Genomic DNA, 13,739 nt, shown 5'->3' with positions numbered 1-13,739 from the left:
CTTCAGCAAAGTGAGGAGGTCCACTTCTCCCTCCTCTTCGTCGTCCCTGCGAACGCAGGACCCCATACCGCGCGATGCCCCTCGTGGCACAACGCTTGTTGCTCCGCCTTCCATCTACTAGAACCGCCTGTGGTTATGGGTCCCTGCGTTCGCAGGGACGACACCTTTTGCTCGGGTGATCACAGTGGCAGACAACAACCTCCTCCAAAACATCACCGGCACCATCCTGCTCGCCGGCGCCGGCAAGATGGGCGGCGCGATGCTGACCGGCTGGCTGGCGGGCGGGCTCGATCCGCGTCGCGTTGCGGTGATCGATCCGCAGGTCTCGCCCGAGATCACTGCGCTCGCGGCCAAGGGCGTTGCGCTTAATCCGGACGCGAAGGCGGCTGGTCCGGTCGAGACGCTGGTCGTCGCGGTGAAGCCGCAGATGTTCCGTGAGGCCGGCGCCAAGCTGAAAGCGTTCGTCTCGGACAAAACGTCGGTGGTCTCAATCATGGCGGGCACCACGATTGCTTCACTCGAAGAAGTTTGCGGCGGCGAGGTGGTGCGCGCGATGCCGAACACGCCGGCCGCGATCGGCCGCGGCATCACCGTTGCGGTCGCCGCGAAAAGTGTCAGCGCCGCGCAGCGCGCGGTGGCCGATGCGCTGCTGCGCGCCACCGGCGCGGTGGAATGGGTCGAGGATGAAGGCCTGATGGACGCGGTCACCGCCGTATCCGGCTCGGGCCCGGCCTATGTATTCCTGCTCGCCGAGGAGCTCGCCCGCGCCGGCGTCGAGGCCGGATTGCCCGAAACGCTGGCGACGAAGCTTGCGCGCGCAACGGTCGCCGGCTCCGGCGAGCTGCTGCACCAGTCCGAGCTTCCCTCCAGCACGCTGCGCCAGAACGTCACTTCGCCCGGCGGCACCACCGCTGCGGCGCTCGGTGTTCTCATGGGTGAGCCCGGCCTGCGCGAGCTGATGATCCGCGCGATCGCCGCGGCGGCGAAGCGCTCGAAGGAATTGGCGAAGTAGACAGATCAAGAGCGCTTCGGCCTCCCGGGCGGCCGGATGCGAGGCGGTCCAGGCTGTTGCCGGCAGGGAGAGCGATCGTGAACCTCTACGCGAAACTTCTCGAACGACAGGCCGAGGGTCGCCCCATCAGGATCGGGCTGATCGGGGCGGGCAAGTTCGGTGCAATGTACCTGCATCAGGTTCTGCGCACCCCGGGCGTCCATCTCGTCGGAATTGCGGACCTGTCACCGTCGCGTGCCCGTGAAAACCTCGACCGGGTCGGCTGGCGCCCGGAGCAATTCGCAGCAAGCTCGCTCGAGGATGCGCGCAAGACCGGCACGACCTTCCTGACCGACGACTGGCAAGCGCTGGTGACGTGCGATGGCATCGAGGTGATCGCCGAATGCACCGGCAATCCCGTCGCGGCGGTCGAGCATTGCCTTGGTGCCTTTGCTGCGGGCAAGGCCGTCATCAACGTGACCGTCGAGGCCGACGCCTTCTGCGGGCCGATCCTGGCGCAAAGAGCCAGGCAGGCCGGCGTGATCTATAGCCTCGCCTATGGCGATCAGCCGGCTCTGGCCTGCGACCTCGTCGATTGGGCAAGGGCCTGCGGTTTCCCGGTCGTGGCGGCCGGCCGCGGCCACAAATGGCTGCCGCATTATCGGGAATCGACGCCCGAAACGGTCTGGGATCATTGGGGACTCACCGCCGAGCAGGCCGCGCGCGGCGGCATGAATCCAAAAATGTTCAACGCGTTCCTCGACGGCTCCAAGCCGGCGATCGAATCTGCCGCGATCGCGAACGCAACCGGGCTGGCTGCGCCTTCGCAAGGCCTCGCATTCCCGCCGGGATCGGTCGACGACATCCCGACGCTGATGCGCCCCCGTTCCGAGGGCGGCATTTTGGAAGCCAAGGGCCAGGTCGAAGTCGTGTCCTGCTTGACGACCGAAGGCAAACCGATCCCCAACGACATCCGCAAGGGTGTCTGGGTCTGTTTCGAAGGCGACAGCGATTACATCCGTAACTGCTTCCAGGAATACAGCGTCGTCACCGATCCAAGCGGGCGTTACATGAGCTCGTACAAGAAGTGGCATCTCATAGGTCTGGAGCTTGGAATCTCGGTGGCCTCGATCGCTCTGCGCAAGGAGGCGACAGGAGTCGCAACGACGTTCAACGCCGATGTTGCCGCGACAGCCAAGAAGAACCTGCGCGAGGGAGATACGCTCGACGGAGAGGGCGGCTACACCGTCTTCGGCAAGTTGACGCCGGCCAGCACGTCGCTTGCAGAGGGCTATCTGCCGCTCGGGCTTGCACACAATGTAAGATTGACCAGGGCGGTCGCCAAGGACTCCTGCATCACCTGGGCCGATGTGGCGATTGACGAGACGCTGCCTGCCGTACGTGTCCGCCGGGAGCAGGAAGCGTTCTATCATCGCCGGCACGCAGTTAGGTTAGGCGAAGTCGCGCCGAACCGGCTGCACTACGCCCCCAACCGCTTGTTGAACATCTCGACGTTGACGAGGCCGCGGGCGTGACGCCCCTCGCCGAGCTTGCGCGTGCCCTCGAACGCTTCGACCTCGAAGCGGATGACGCGGCGCTCGACCGCGACCACCTGCGCGGTGGTCCGCACCGTGGCTCCCACGAGCGCGGCTGCGAGATGGCGGATGTCGACCTCGGTGCCAACGGTGACCCAGCCCGGCTGAAGCGCGGCGCGGATCGCATCGCCCGCCGTCATCTCCATCTCCAGGATCATCATCGGCGTCGCATAGACCATGGGCATGCCGAACACGAAATGCCCGACCGTGCGCTCCGTCGGGACCACCAGCGTGCGGTCTGCGTTCATGCCGATCGTGATGAAATCGCGTGCGTCCATGGGGCCTCGAACTCCGCTGTCGTCCCGGACAAGCGAGCGTAGCGAGCGCTGATCCGGGACCCATAACCACAGGATTGAGTTTGGCGAAGACTCGGAGTTACCAGCTTGCCTCCACAGCTACTTCCTGTGGTTATGGGTCCCCGCTTTCGCGGGGACGACGCCTGTATCTGCCGAAGCGGCCTTGACTACTTCTTCGCCGCCGCCGCGCGCTCAACGAAGGTCTTGCCGCCCTTCATCTTGTGGCGGAGCGGGGCTTCGTTGATCTGGATGACGACGGCATCGGCGTCGACGCCGAGGTTCTTCACGAGCGCCTGGGTGATGTCGCGCATCATGCCGGCCTTCTGCTCGTCGGTGCGGCCTTCGGCCATGCTGACAGTGATCTCAGGCATTTTTCTCTCCCTTGCGGCCGGACGCCGGCCATTGACGGTCGCCATCAAACAAGACGTGGATGCCCGGGACAAGCCCGGGCATGACGGCTTGGCGGAATGGCTATCCCCACTTTACGTCATGGCGCGCCAGGACCTCGCGCACCTTGGCGACGAGATCGGCTTCACTGCACGAGAACTGCGCCGGCCGGGTCTCACGCCATTCCTGGTTGGAGGCGATCGCAGCCGCGGCCTTAGCACCCTCGATCAGGTCCTTGATCTGCACTTCGCCGCGCGTCTTTTCATCCGAACCCTGGATGATGACGCAAGGTGAGTTGCGGCGGTCGGCATATTTGAGCTGGTTGCCCATGTTCTTGGGATTGCCCAGATAGAGCTCGGCGCGGATGCCGGCGCTGCGCAGGGATGCGACCATCTTCTGATAGTCGGCGACGCGGTCGCGGTCGAACACGGTGACGACGACGGGTCCGAATTCGGGCCGCGTGTCGAGCTTGCCGAGCAGCGTCAGCGCGGCCTGTAGCCGGGACACGCCGATCGAGAAACCGGTCGCCGGCACCGGCTCGCCGCGGAAGCGCGAGACGAGGCCGTCATAGCGGCCACCACCGCCGACCGAGCCGAACCGCACGGGGCGGCCTTTGTCGTCCTTGGTCTCGAGCAGCAGTTCGACCTCGTAGACGGGGCCGGTGTAATATTCGAGGCCGCGCACGACGGACGGATCGATCTTGATGCGATCCGCACCGTAGCCCGACGCGGTGACCAGCTTTGCAATCTCTTCCAGCTCGCTGACACCGGCCTGCCCGACCGCGCTCTTGGCGAGGTAAGTTTCTCCCGCGGCGATGGCTTCCTTCCAATCCTCTCGCGCCTTGGTGATGGCGAGAACGACATCGGCCTCAGCTTCGCTGAGATTGGCGCCTTTGGTGAAGTCGCCCTTGCCTTCCTCGCCGCCGTCCCATCGTCCCGGACCGAGCAGCTTGCGCACTTCATCGGCGGAAAACTTGTCGAGCTTGTCGATCGCGCGCAGCACGGTCAGCCTGCGGGCGGCGTTCTCTTCGCCGCCGAGCCCGATGGCTTCCAGCACACCGTCGAGCACTTTGCGGTTGTTCACCTTCACGACATAGGAGCCGCGCGCAATGCCAAGCGCCTCCATGGTGTCCGCGGCCATCATGCAGATCTCGGCATCCGCGGCCGGTGTTGCCGAACCGACGGTGTCGGCATCGAACTGCATGAACTGGCGGAAGCGGCCGGGGCCGGGCTTTTCGTTGCGGAAGACATAGCCCACGCGATAGCTGCGATAGGGCAAAACCAGGCCGTCGGTGCCGTAACGCTCGCCGACATAGCGCGCCAGCGGCGCGGTCAGATCGTAGCGCAGGCTGATCCACTGCTCGTCGTCGTCCTGGAACGAGAACACACCTTCGTTGGGACGGTCCTGATCGGGCAGGAACTTGCCGAGCGCGTCGGTGTATTCCATCGCCGGCGTTTCCACCGGCTCGAACCCGTAGAGCTCGTAGACGGCGCGGATCTTCTCGACCATCTCGCGCGTCGCCCGGATCGCGGCGGGATCGCGATCCTCGAGCCCGCGCGGCAGGCGAGCCTTCAGTTTCTGGGGTTTTTTGGATTTCTCGGCCATGCGCAGCGTTTACCAGCCGGGGCGCAAGGCGGCAACCGGCCTATCCGCAGAACCCGTCATGGCCGGGCTCGTCCCGGCCATCCACGTAGCAGGCCAACGGCAGCAAAGACGTGGATGCCCGGGCCTACGCCTCGCCGAAGCGGCTTCGGCCGCGCAGGCGGGACAAGCTGGCATGACGGAGTGTGCGACAAAGGGTTGAGCCGCCTATGGCTGCTCCATCCGGGCCCGGATGGCATCCGCATCCGCCTTTGGCAGTGACTTCAGGGTCGGCTTGATGGTTTCGCCGCCGACGATCTTGCCGTTGCGCGTGAACATCCAGTCCGAGATGTCAGCCTCGCCGAACGCGACTTTGTCGCCGGCCCGCTTGCCCGGCAGGTCGCGGGGCTCGTTGGCCAAGAGTCCGCTAAAGGTCCCATCGGGTTGCTTCTTCACGTCGCCAACCCAGATGTGCTCGCCGCCCTTGCGGGTCGAGAAGCGGACCTTCAGGGCGTGTCCGGCTTCCGACGGCTTTGGCGATCCATAAGAGCTCCAGAAGGTCGACAGCGTAGCGCGGCCCCGCTCGATCGCCGCATTCATCTCCGCATCGGCGGTCGGCACTGTCACGATCGGCGAGCGGTCTTGCGCGACAACCTCGTGCGTGGGGCCGATGGTCAGGATGCCGATGACGCAGACGCCGGTGATCGCGGCGAGAGCGATCCATTTCATGGGGTGGGAGAGCTTTGCGGCCATGATCGCGATGTCCTGATGTCTGATGTGTCCAGACTTTGTCGCATGTCGGCAACGGCACGTTCAGTGCGCAAAAAACCACAAGCGATGCGCGTTTCCCCTCTCCCCTTGTGGGAGAGGGTGGCTCGCCGCGAAAGCGGCGAGACGGGTGAGGGGTTCTATCCGCGAGTCCAACTCACATTCGAGCTCGTGGAGCCAACCCCTCATCCGGCGCTTCGCGCCACCTTCTCCCACAAGGGGAGAAGGAAGAAAGCCTCAAAGCACCTTGCGGATCCAGTTGTGCGGATCGTTGGTGCGGCCGTACTGGATGTCGACGAGCTGCTTGCGCAGGCCCATGGCGACCGGGCCGGCGGCTCCGCCGCCGATCTCGAAATCGCCGCTGACCGAACGCACCTTGCCGATCGGCGAGATCACAGCCGCGGTGCCGCAGGCGAACGCTTCCTTGAGCTTGCCGGAGGCCGCATCCTTGCGCCATTGGTCGAGCGTATACGGCTCCTCGCGCACGGTCTTTCCGGCATCGCGCGCGAGCGCGATGATGGAATCGCGGGTGATGCCGGGCAGGATGGTGCCGAGCGGCGGCGTCGAGAGCGAGCCGTCATCGAACACGAAGAAGACGTTCATGCCGCCGAGCTCCTCGATGTAGCGGCGCTCGACCGCGTCGAGGAAGACGACCTGGTCGCAACCGTGCTGGATCGCTTCGGCCTGCGCACGCAGGCTCGCGGCATAATTGCCGCCGCATTTGACGGCGCCGGTGCCGCCGATTGCGGCGCGCGTGTAGTTCTCCGACACCCAGATCGAGACCGGCGCAGGCCCGCCCTTGAAATAGGAGCCCACCGGCGAGGCGATGACTGCGAAGATGTATTCGGACGACGGCTTGACGCCGAGGAAGGTCTCGCTCGCGATCATGAAGGGGCGCAAGTAGAGGCTGCCTTCGCCGCCCGGCATCCAGGCGCGGTCGATGCGCACGACCTGCTCGACCGCCTCAATGAAGACGTCTTCGGGGAGCTGGGCCATCGCCATGCGATCCGCCGAGTCCTTGAAGCGTCGTGCATTGGCGTCGGGGCGGAACAGGTTCACGCCGCCGTCGTCGCGCTTGTAGGCCTTGAGGCCTTCAAAGATCTCCTGGGCGTAGTGCAGCACGGCGCCGGCCGGATCGAGCTGGAAGTTGGCGCGCGCCTCGATCCGCGCGTCATACCAGCCGCCCTTGGCCTGGTTGTAGCGGACGATCGCCATGTGGTCGGTGAAGACCCGTCCGAAGCCGGGATCGACCAGCTTGGCGACGCGGTCCTTCTCCGGCGTCGGATTGGATGCGGGCTGGATGTCGAATGTCATGGTCATGTCCTTGGCTCCCGCTGCCGGTATCGGCGCTGTTCTGGCGCCGGCCCGCCCTGTTTCGGGCCGGCTGGCTTCATTAGGTGTCTGGCCGAACAACCGCCAGCCTTGTTACGGCCGGTTTCCCGTGGCCAGCATGTCGCCGAGGACATGCTTTTGCGGAAGGCGGAAGTCCAGTATGTTTTGCCGAAATGCCGCTCGACAATCGCACGGTAGACCTGCTTCGGCCGTCGTCGCCTGTCCGGCTCCTTCCGCCGTCCCTGCTTCGACGCCGCCCGTCACGAAACGATCTAAAATTTCGTGCGGGCTGATCGTTTTGTAACATTGAACCCAAGATACGTCAATATGCCTGACATAAATTTCACAAGCTCTTCACACGACGCCGTCGAGCCCAGGGCGGCGGCAGGTGATGGAGGCAATTTGCGCTGGGATATCATTGAGCTGCTGTTCTTCGCCTATCGCGATTTCGTGGGCGATCCCGACCAGGAGCTTGAGGCGTTCGGCTTCGGCCGGGCCCATCACCGCGTCATGCACTTCGTCTACCGTTATCCCGGGCTCAAGGTCGCCGACCTCCTCGACGTCCTGCGCATCACAAAACAGTCGCTCGGCCGCGTGCTCAAGCAGCTCCTGGACGAGGGCTACATCGTGCAGAAGACTGGCGACAATGACCGCCGTCAGCGCCTGCTCTATGCGACGCCGAAAGGCGAGACGCTCGTGCAGAAGCTCGCCGGCCTTCAGACCACGCGCATCACCAAAGCGCTCGCTGAGATGGCGCCGCAGGATGCCGAGACCGTCAAGCGCTTCCTGCGCGCGATGATCGACCGCGACGATCCGGACAAGGTGCTCGAGACGATCTTCGCTTCCGTCAACAAGGACGCCAAGGAGTGAACGTGCCGCTCGCTGCCACTCTCGCTCGCCCGCCGGCGCGCCCGGCCGACGACGCCCCGCACCTGTTGCTGGTCGATGACGACCGCCGCATCCGCGACCTGCTCTCGCGCTTCCTCGCCAGCGAAGGCTACCGCGTCTCGACCGCCGCCAGCGCCAGCGATGCACGCGCCAAGCTGATGGGCCTGCACTTCGACCTCCTGATCCTCGACGTCATGATGCCGGGCGAGACCGGCTTCGACCTCGCCCGCTTCATCCGCACTTCGTCCTCGGTGCCGATCGTGATGCTGACGGCGCGGCACGAGGCGGAAGCGCGCATCGAGGGTTTGCAGATCGGCGCCGACGATTACGTGGCAAAACCGTTCGAGCCGCGCGAGCTCGCGCTGCGCATCAACAACATCCTCAAGCGCGCCGCGCCGCCGCCGCAGGCGGCCACCGTGGACAAGATCGCGTTCGGCCCCTACGTCTACCATCTCGATCGCGGCGAGCTGCGCCAGGGCGAGGAAGTCATTCACCTCACCGATCGCGAGCGCGAGATGCTGCGCATCCTGTCGGAGACGCCGGGCGAGACCGTGCCGCGCAGCGCGCTGACCGGCAACGGCAGCGTCAACGAACGCGCTGTCGACGTGCAGATCAACCGCCTCCGGCGCAAGATCGAGACCGATCCCGCCAACCCGCTGTTCCTCCAGGCAGTACGCGGCATCGGCTACCGGCTGGTGGCCTCGCCCTAAACCGCAATGAAGCGCGACCGATGAGCACGATCGATTCCGGCCTGACGCTTCTGAAGAGCGCCGCCGGCCGCGTCTCCGCCGCCAATGGCTGGATGGGCAATGCGTTCAAGGGCTGGATGCCGACCGGCCTCTATGCCCGCGCGCTGCTGATCATGATCGTGCCGATGGTGATCCTGCAATCGGTCGTCGCCTTCGTGTTCATGGAGCGGCACTGGAACACGGTCACCCGCCGCCTGTCGGCCGCTGTGGTGCAGGACATCGCCGCGTTGATCGACGTCTACAAGGGCTATCCGCAGGACAAGGACCGCGACCAGATCCGCCGCATCGCGCAGCAGCGGCTCGGCCTCGTCGTCGATTTTCTTCCCGCCGGCGACATGCCGCCGCCGGGACCGAAGCCGTTCTTCTCGCTGCTCGACCAGACGCTGTCGGTGCAGCTCGGCCGCCAGATCGGCCGCTCATTCTGGATCGACACGGTCGGCCGCTCCAACCTGGTCGAGATCCGCATCCAGCTCGACGACGCCGTGATGCGCGTGTTCGCGCAGCGCAGCGCCGCCTACGCCTCGAACTCGGAGATCTTCCTGTTCTGGATGGTCGGCACGTCCTCGATCCTGCTGATCGTCGCCGTGCTGTTCCTGCGCAACCAGATCAAGCCGATCCTTCGGCTCGCGGATGCCGCCGAGAGTTTTGGCAAGGGCCGCGAGGCGCCGAACTTCCGCCCACGAGGCGCGCGCGAGGTGCGGCGCGCCTCGGTCGCTTTCCTCGAAATGAAATCGCGCATCGAGCGCACGATGGAGCAACGCACCGCGATGCTCGCAGGCGTCAGCCACGATCTGCGCACCATCCTGACCCGCTTCAAGCTCGAGCTGGCGCTGATCGGCGACAGCCCCGAGCTCGAGGGCATGCGCAAGGACGTCGACGAGATGTCGATGATGCTGGAGGATTACCTCGCCTTTGCCCGCGGCGATTCCGGCGAGCAGTCGCAGCCGACCGACATGGCACAGGCCCTGGAAGAATTGCGCAGCGATGCCGAGCGGCACGGCCACACAGCGACCGTGGCGTTCCACGGCCTGCCGGTAGTGACCGTGAAGCCGGCCTCGTTCAAGCGCTGCCTCGCCAACCTCGTCACCAATGCCGCGCGCTACGGCAAGGCCATCGCCATCACCGGCCAGCGCGATCACCGTTACCTCACCGTCACGATCGATGACGACGGCCCGGGTATCCCGGCGCATTTGCGCGAGGAGGTGTTCAAGCCGTTTCTGCGGCTGGACAATGCCCGCAACCAGGACGAAGGCGGCACCGGCCTTGGCCTCGCGATCGCCCGCGACATCGCCCGCTCGCATGGCGGCGACATCACGCTCGGCGACAGCCCGATGGGTGGACTGAGGGCGAGTGTGCGGATTCCGGTGTAGGCGCCGTAGCCTACTTCGGCAGCAGCGCCTTCAGCTTGTCCATGTCGCGCACGTTCATCTTGAAGCCGCCGGGCATCACGATGTCGCCGGGCTTTTGGTCCGGCTTGCAGGCCCCGAGCCATTTGGCTTGCAGCGTTACGGTGGTATCGCGGCCGGCCGCACCGGCCACGCCGCCTTTTGCATGCGATGAGGACTTCACCGTGTAGGCCGAATTGAAGTCCCCGGTGATCTCGGCATGCGAGGTCGTGTTGACGCCGGCGACGCTGCACTCGGAATCGCTGACATAGCCGGTCGCGGTCTTCTTGATCTCCTGCTTGGCGCAGATCTGCTTGGCCATCGGGGAGACGTTGTTGCTCATCTCCTTGTCGACGGTCTCGTCGGTGCAATGTTGCATGGTCATCTCGGGCACGGGCGAGCCTGATGTGACCAGCTTCATTTCCCACAGGCCGGGCTTGCGCACCGGAAGATCGTCGGCGCTGGCGCTGCCTGCCGACAATACGAGACAAGCGGCCGAGCCGAGCAAAGCGAGTTTGCGCGTCATGGAGAAGGCTCCCGGCTGAGTGTTGCGGCGTACCGACGGCGCGTCAGTACAGCGTGCGGATCGGCCGCTCGGCGGCACCATAGGGCACCCAGCGGCAGGAGAACGAGATGTAGCCGCCCTCATAGGCCTGCACGCCGAGGAATTTCACGACCTTGCCGTAGCGCGCGCAGTGATCGACCGCGACCTGCCGCGCATCGACCTGGGTCGCCATGGAATAGGCGATGATGCCGCCGGTGTCGTTGCCCTTGAACGGCGGCACGTAATCGGCGCGCGCCGACTGGCTCGCCGTCAGACCCGAGACAACCAGGCTGGCGAGAAGACCCGCGGCCGCAATGATTCGCATTACCGTCACTCCAATTGGCTGGTCCGCAGTTTACGGTGCCGTGATTGCCATGAAAAGAACTGAAGTCCCCTCGGCAGGGACGTTGCGGTCAACTCCTGGCGAAGTGTTGCCGCGCTGCACTTGACCTCTCCTGTTTGTCGTTATCGCTGCAAGTAACCCCTTCAGATGAAAGGATTTTTTTCCTGAGAGCGCTGGGGCGGGAAAAGATAGACGCCCCCAATGGCAGCGAATTTCGCATAGGGCGTGATCTCATACGGCTGGCGATAACCCGTCGAATGCACCACGATCGTGTCAATTACGTTCCGGAACGCCATGCGGGTCTCGACATCGCCATGGCCGTCCAGAAGGCGCTGATGCAGCCGCTCGATGTTCTGCTGATAGACCGCAAGGGCCTTCGGATGGAGTTCAACGACGTTGTTGGCTCCGAGCATGCGGATGCGTTCTTCTAGGGCAACGCGCTCCGCCTCCTTGCTCTTGAGCGCATCGGCCAGCAGCCCCACGGGTTCATCGCTGTCAGTGATTGCATCAACCAGTCGCCCGATCTGCACCACAAGGCGATTGCGCTGCTTTTCAGCGGCAGCCCTTTCGGCGCCATTCTTCCTCGCCTCGGTTGCGATGTTTCAGGGAGTCGACGATGAAGCCCGCTATTGCCTACATCCGCGTCAGCACTCAGAGGCAAGGCAAGTCTGGCCTTGGTCTCGAAGCTCAACAGGCCGCCATTGCGCGCTTTGCAGAGGCGGAAGGCTTCAAGATCGTCGAGACGTTTACCGAAGTCCAATCCGGCAAGGACGACGACAAGCGCAGGCCGCAGCTCAAGGCGGCCCTGGGAGCCGCCGCCAAGGCCAAAGCACCTGTCATCGTTGCCAAGCTCGATCGCCTGTCTCGCGATGTCGCCTTTATCGCGGGCCTGATGAAGCACAAGGTGCGCTTCATCGTCTCGGAGCTTGGCCCGGATGTTGATCCGTTCATGCTCCACGTCTACGCGGCTGTTGCCGAGAAAGAGCGTGCGATGATCTCGGAGCGCACCAAGGCCGCGCTGGCCTCGGCCAAGGACCGAGGCCAGAAGCTCGGCGGCCTCCGCGAGCACGGGCGGCAGGAGAAGGAAGCCGCAGTCGAGAGGGCAAAAGAATTGGTGCCGCACTTCGAGGAGCTTGAGGGCGAGTCAGCTCGCGCCATCGCGCGCGCTCTCAACGAACGCAACGTCAAGACCCCGACCGGCAAGCCGTGGTCGGCGGTGACGGTGCTGCGCGCGAAAACGCGGCTGGCAAAGGGCTGACGATCCGCCCTCCGGGAGGGGAGCCGTCCCCCCTAGGGGGCCGCTAATGGTTCGAGCTTTGAAGAAAAAGGGACCTCACCTCCCTCCGCCTCCGCATCTCCATTTCCCAACAATTATTTTCAGTATTTTGCGAGCATGGTTCTGCGTCTTGCAGCGCCTCCAAGCGGTCGAGATGTCCTTGGGGTGCCAGTCGTCGACGAACAGCCCGTCAGATCGCGCCGCGTGGCGCCTGCCTGCATGATCCGGAGTGCAGGCCCACCACGGCGCACACGCGGATGGCCTCCCTACGGCCTCCCGCTGGCCCGGGAATGGCGAGGCAACACTGGACATGCTCCAAAGGGCTGGCATGGTAGAGCCTCGCCCACCATTTCAACTGTGGTACTGTCGGTAAGCTCGAAAGGAAACAGGATGCCCGCAATCCATAACTTGGAGGCCGCTCCGCTCGTTGTCGGCTCTTCTACCGCGTTGAGGGAGGTGCTGACTCGGGACTTGAACGCACAGAAGCAGGCGGCGGAGGAGGCACTTGCGCAGGCGCGAAAGATAGATGAGGCCCTGAAGAAATCGTCGGATACCAATCCGGAGCTGAAGGAAGCGAAGGAAGCCTTGCTCAAGGTTGCGCAGATGCTTGCCTCGAACACAGCTCACACGTCGAGCGCGGTATTGGAGATCGTCTCGTCGTCTCGTCCGGCAGGCCCAAATGAATCCTGATGAAATCGAAGCCCAATTGCAAAGGGTGAATGACTTCCCCCGGGATTTTAACACGGCCGTGCGTGCTTTGGAGGTTCAACGGCAGGGCAAAGATCGGTCGTTCATCGTCTACGCTGTAGTCGGGCTCTATGTGGCCTCGATCGCACTCACGGTTATGTATCTCGTTTTCTTTGTTGGCATGTACGAGGGCGAGCCGATCTTCAATGATCTATCGGAGGTCGTAAAGGTGGCTATCCTGCCGATCTTGACTTTGGTCATCGGCTACTATTTCGGCAGCAAATGAGCCGAGGGCGAAGGCAGACTGTCGAATACTGGCCGCACTTACGTCTTGTCGCCTTCAATTGAACCATGCGCCGACTGACACCCGGGGGAACAATGAACGCACTTGAGAAAAATATTGCGGTAGCGCGCGGCGAAGCTTTGGCTGCGAGCCTTCTGGCAAGGGCGGCGTTGCAGGCCGTGTTTATGTTTGTACCGCCGCCGAAGCGGGAAGACTTGATTTCGGTTATGAATGAATTTGTTGACGACGCGTTGAACAACGCCGGACCAGCCACAGGGGACTCGCATGACGAGCCCAATACCATGATGCGGGAGGTGGCCCGGTTTCAGGCCATGCAGCATCTGGATCACATGGCGGCGGCGTTCAAAGGTCCACCGGCACAAAGTTGAGACTATGGGGCCGCCGGAGATGATCACTCCGGCGGTGTTTCCGATTTGTCTGGAGTGGCGGCTACGGCCTGCCGCGCACGATCGCGCCGCGTGGTTCAGCTTGCGTTGAATCGTTGTCGGCGTTGGAAAAGGACAGGCCGCCTGCCGTTTGGCGCAGGATAGCGCGCCGCCGAGCCTTAAGCGGCATCGTGTCTCCTTGTCTCCTGCACAACCCCAGATCATAGTAGAGATCAATGCCTCTCTAT

At 64.1% G+C, this 13,739-nt stretch carries 17 protein-coding genes; 9 read left to right on the top strand and 8 right to left on the bottom strand.

Features of this window, described 5'->3' with window-relative positions; genetic code table 11:
* Window positions 1-184: 184 nt before the first annotated feature.
* Together proC and BCCGELA001_RS06650 are read left to right on the top strand one after the other, a co-directional pair.
* On the top strand, window positions 185-1,012 hold the full coding sequence (gene proC / locus BCCGELA001_RS06655; RefSeq protein WP_236840823.1) for a pyrroline-5-carboxylate reductase: 828 nt from the start codon (window positions 185-187) through the stop codon (window positions 1,010-1,012).
* A gap of 77 nt (window positions 1,013-1,089) precedes the next feature.
* Window positions 1,090-2,526, top strand: coding sequence for an NAD(P)H-dependent oxidoreductase (locus BCCGELA001_RS06650; RefSeq protein WP_236840822.1), 1,437 nt, complete (start codon window positions 1,090-1,092; stop codon window positions 2,524-2,526).
* On the opposite strand, the gene BCCGELA001_RS06645 is transcribed toward BCCGELA001_RS06650, so the two are convergent.
* The 5 genes from BCCGELA001_RS06645 to BCCGELA001_RS06625 all read right to left on the bottom strand — a co-directional run bounded on the left by BCCGELA001_RS06645 (window position 2,472) and on the right by BCCGELA001_RS06625 (window position 6,938).
* Window positions 2,472-2,864 (bottom strand): thioesterase family protein, encoded by a 393-nt coding sequence (locus tag BCCGELA001_RS06645; RefSeq protein ID WP_008544451.1) that lies wholly within the window; start codon window positions 2,862-2,864, stop codon window positions 2,472-2,474. The genes BCCGELA001_RS06650 and BCCGELA001_RS06645 overlap by 55 nt on opposite strands.
* 185 nt (window positions 2,865-3,049) lie before the next feature.
* On the bottom strand, window positions 3,050-3,253 hold the full coding sequence (locus tag BCCGELA001_RS06640) for a tautomerase family protein (RefSeq protein ID WP_008144861.1): 204 nt from the start codon (window positions 3,251-3,253) through the stop codon (window positions 3,050-3,052).
* A 100-nt stretch (window positions 3,254-3,353) separates the two neighbouring features.
* Window positions 3,354-4,874, bottom strand: coding sequence for a histidine--tRNA ligase (hisS, locus tag BCCGELA001_RS06635; RefSeq protein WP_060734892.1), 1,521 nt, complete (start codon window positions 4,872-4,874; stop codon window positions 3,354-3,356).
* 204 nt (window positions 4,875-5,078) lie between these two features.
* On the bottom strand, window positions 5,079-5,603 hold the full coding sequence (locus tag BCCGELA001_RS06630; protein ID WP_060734891.1) for a YegJ family protein: 525 nt from the start codon (window positions 5,601-5,603) through the stop codon (window positions 5,079-5,081).
* A 252-nt stretch (window positions 5,604-5,855) separates the two neighbouring features.
* Complete coding sequence (locus BCCGELA001_RS06625; protein WP_060734890.1) at window positions 5,856-6,938, bottom strand: branched-chain amino acid aminotransferase; 1,083 nt, start codon at window positions 6,936-6,938, stop codon at window positions 5,856-5,858.
* 339 nt (window positions 6,939-7,277) lie between these two features.
* Between BCCGELA001_RS06625 and BCCGELA001_RS06620 the strand changes: the two genes are divergently transcribed.
* Genes BCCGELA001_RS06620 through BCCGELA001_RS06610 form a run of 3 tightly spaced genes read left to right on the top strand, consistent with a single transcriptional unit; the run spans window position 7,278 to window position 9,957 of the window.
* A complete protein-coding gene (locus tag BCCGELA001_RS06620; RefSeq protein ID WP_060734889.1) occupies window positions 7,278-7,820 on the top strand; it encodes a MarR family winged helix-turn-helix transcriptional regulator in 543 nt (180 codons plus the stop codon).
* The gene (locus BCCGELA001_RS06615) at window positions 7,817-8,548 is read left to right on the top strand and encodes a response regulator (RefSeq protein WP_008544428.1); all 732 of its coding nucleotides are present in this window, start codon (window positions 7,817-7,819) and stop codon (window positions 8,546-8,548) included. The genes BCCGELA001_RS06620 and BCCGELA001_RS06615 overlap by 4 nt, the downstream gene beginning before the upstream one ends.
* Window positions 8,549-8,568: 20 nt before the next feature.
* Window positions 8,569-9,957: an ATP-binding protein gene (locus BCCGELA001_RS06610; RefSeq protein WP_008544426.1), complete on the top strand. Its 1,389-nt coding sequence runs from the start codon at window positions 8,569-8,571 to the stop codon at window positions 9,955-9,957.
* Between the two features lie 10 nt (window positions 9,958-9,967).
* Here BCCGELA001_RS06610 and BCCGELA001_RS06605 read toward each other — a convergent pair whose 3' ends face one another.
* The 3 genes from BCCGELA001_RS06605 to BCCGELA001_RS06595 all read right to left on the bottom strand — a co-directional run bounded on the left by BCCGELA001_RS06605 (window position 9,968) and on the right by BCCGELA001_RS06595 (window position 11,392).
* Window positions 9,968-10,498, bottom strand: coding sequence for a DUF3617 domain-containing protein (locus tag BCCGELA001_RS06605; RefSeq protein ID WP_008544424.1), 531 nt, complete (start codon window positions 10,496-10,498; stop codon window positions 9,968-9,970).
* 43 nt (window positions 10,499-10,541) lie between these two features.
* Window positions 10,542-10,841 carry a hypothetical protein gene (locus BCCGELA001_RS06600; RefSeq protein WP_060734888.1) on the bottom strand — a complete coding sequence of 100 codons (300 nt, stop codon included), beginning with the start codon at window positions 10,839-10,841 and terminating at the stop codon, window positions 10,542-10,544.
* 161 nt (window positions 10,842-11,002) lie between these two features.
* The gene (locus BCCGELA001_RS06595) at window positions 11,003-11,392 is read right to left on the bottom strand and encodes a hypothetical protein (protein WP_008544419.1); all 390 of its coding nucleotides are present in this window, start codon (window positions 11,390-11,392) and stop codon (window positions 11,003-11,005) included.
* Window positions 11,393-11,475: 83 nt separating this feature from the next.
* Here BCCGELA001_RS06595 and BCCGELA001_RS06590 point away from each other — a divergent pair, with 83 nt between their 5' ends.
* The 4 genes from BCCGELA001_RS06590 (at window position 11,476) to BCCGELA001_RS06575 (ending at window position 13,494) form a co-directional block, all read left to right on the top strand.
* A complete protein-coding gene (locus BCCGELA001_RS06590) occupies window positions 11,476-12,117 on the top strand; it encodes a recombinase family protein (protein ID WP_008544417.1) in 642 nt (213 codons plus the stop codon).
* 408 nt (window positions 12,118-12,525) lie between these two features.
* Window positions 12,526-12,825, top strand: coding sequence for a hypothetical protein (locus BCCGELA001_RS06585; RefSeq protein ID WP_008544416.1), 300 nt, complete (start codon window positions 12,526-12,528; stop codon window positions 12,823-12,825).
* Entirely contained in the window at window positions 12,815-13,108 is a 294-nt protein-coding gene (locus tag BCCGELA001_RS06580) for a hypothetical protein (RefSeq protein ID WP_008544415.1), read from the top strand. Before BCCGELA001_RS06585 ends, BCCGELA001_RS06580 begins: the two co-directional genes overlap by 11 nt.
* A 92-nt stretch (window positions 13,109-13,200) precedes the next feature.
* Window positions 13,201-13,494 (top strand): hypothetical protein, encoded by a 294-nt coding sequence (locus tag BCCGELA001_RS06575; RefSeq protein WP_060734886.1) that lies wholly within the window; start codon window positions 13,201-13,203, stop codon window positions 13,492-13,494.
* The last annotated feature ends 245 nt before the right edge of the window (window positions 13,495-13,739 follow it).

It is taken from the genome of Bradyrhizobium sp. CCGE-LA001 (assembly GCF_000296215.2).
In the GTDB taxonomy this organism is placed as follows: Bacteria; Pseudomonadota; Alphaproteobacteria; order Rhizobiales; family Xanthobacteraceae; genus Bradyrhizobium.
This window is presented reverse-complemented; position numbering and strand designations above follow the sequence as displayed.

Coding starts and splice junctions, on each gene's coding strand:
- BCCGELA001_RS06645 (WP_008544451.1), bottom strand. CDS start 2,864: ATGGACGCACGCGATTTCATCACGATCGGCATGAACGCAGACCGCACG.
- BCCGELA001_RS06640 (WP_008144861.1), bottom strand. CDS start 3,253: ATGCCTGAGATCACTGTCAGCATGGCCGAAGGCCGCACCGACGAGCAG.
- hisS (WP_060734892.1), bottom strand. CDS start 4,874: ATGGCCGAGAAATCCAAAAAACCCCAGAAACTGAAGGCTCGCCTGCCG.
- BCCGELA001_RS06630 (WP_060734891.1), bottom strand. CDS start 5,603: ATGGCCGCAAAGCTCTCCCACCCCATGAAATGGATCGCTCTCGCCGCG.
- BCCGELA001_RS06625 (WP_060734890.1), bottom strand. CDS start 6,938: ATGACCATGACATTCGACATCCAGCCCGCATCCAATCCGACGCCGGAG.
- BCCGELA001_RS06620 (WP_060734889.1), top strand. CDS start 7,278: ATGCCTGACATAAATTTCACAAGCTCTTCACACGACGCCGTCGAGCCC.
- BCCGELA001_RS06610 (WP_008544426.1), top strand. CDS start 8,569: ATGAGCACGATCGATTCCGGCCTGACGCTTCTGAAGAGCGCCGCCGGC.
- BCCGELA001_RS06605 (WP_008544424.1), bottom strand. CDS start 10,498: ATGACGCGCAAACTCGCTTTGCTCGGCTCGGCCGCTTGTCTCGTATTG.
- BCCGELA001_RS06600 (WP_060734888.1), bottom strand. CDS start 10,841: ATGCGAATCATTGCGGCCGCGGGTCTTCTCGCCAGCCTGGTTGTCTCG.
- BCCGELA001_RS06590 (WP_008544417.1), top strand. CDS start 11,476: ATGAAGCCCGCTATTGCCTACATCCGCGTCAGCACTCAGAGGCAAGGC.
- BCCGELA001_RS06585 (WP_008544416.1), top strand. CDS start 12,526: ATGCCCGCAATCCATAACTTGGAGGCCGCTCCGCTCGTTGTCGGCTCT.
- BCCGELA001_RS06580 (WP_008544415.1), top strand. CDS start 12,815: ATGAATCCTGATGAAATCGAAGCCCAATTGCAAAGGGTGAATGACTTC.
- BCCGELA001_RS06575 (WP_060734886.1), top strand. CDS start 13,201: ATGAACGCACTTGAGAAAAATATTGCGGTAGCGCGCGGCGAAGCTTTG.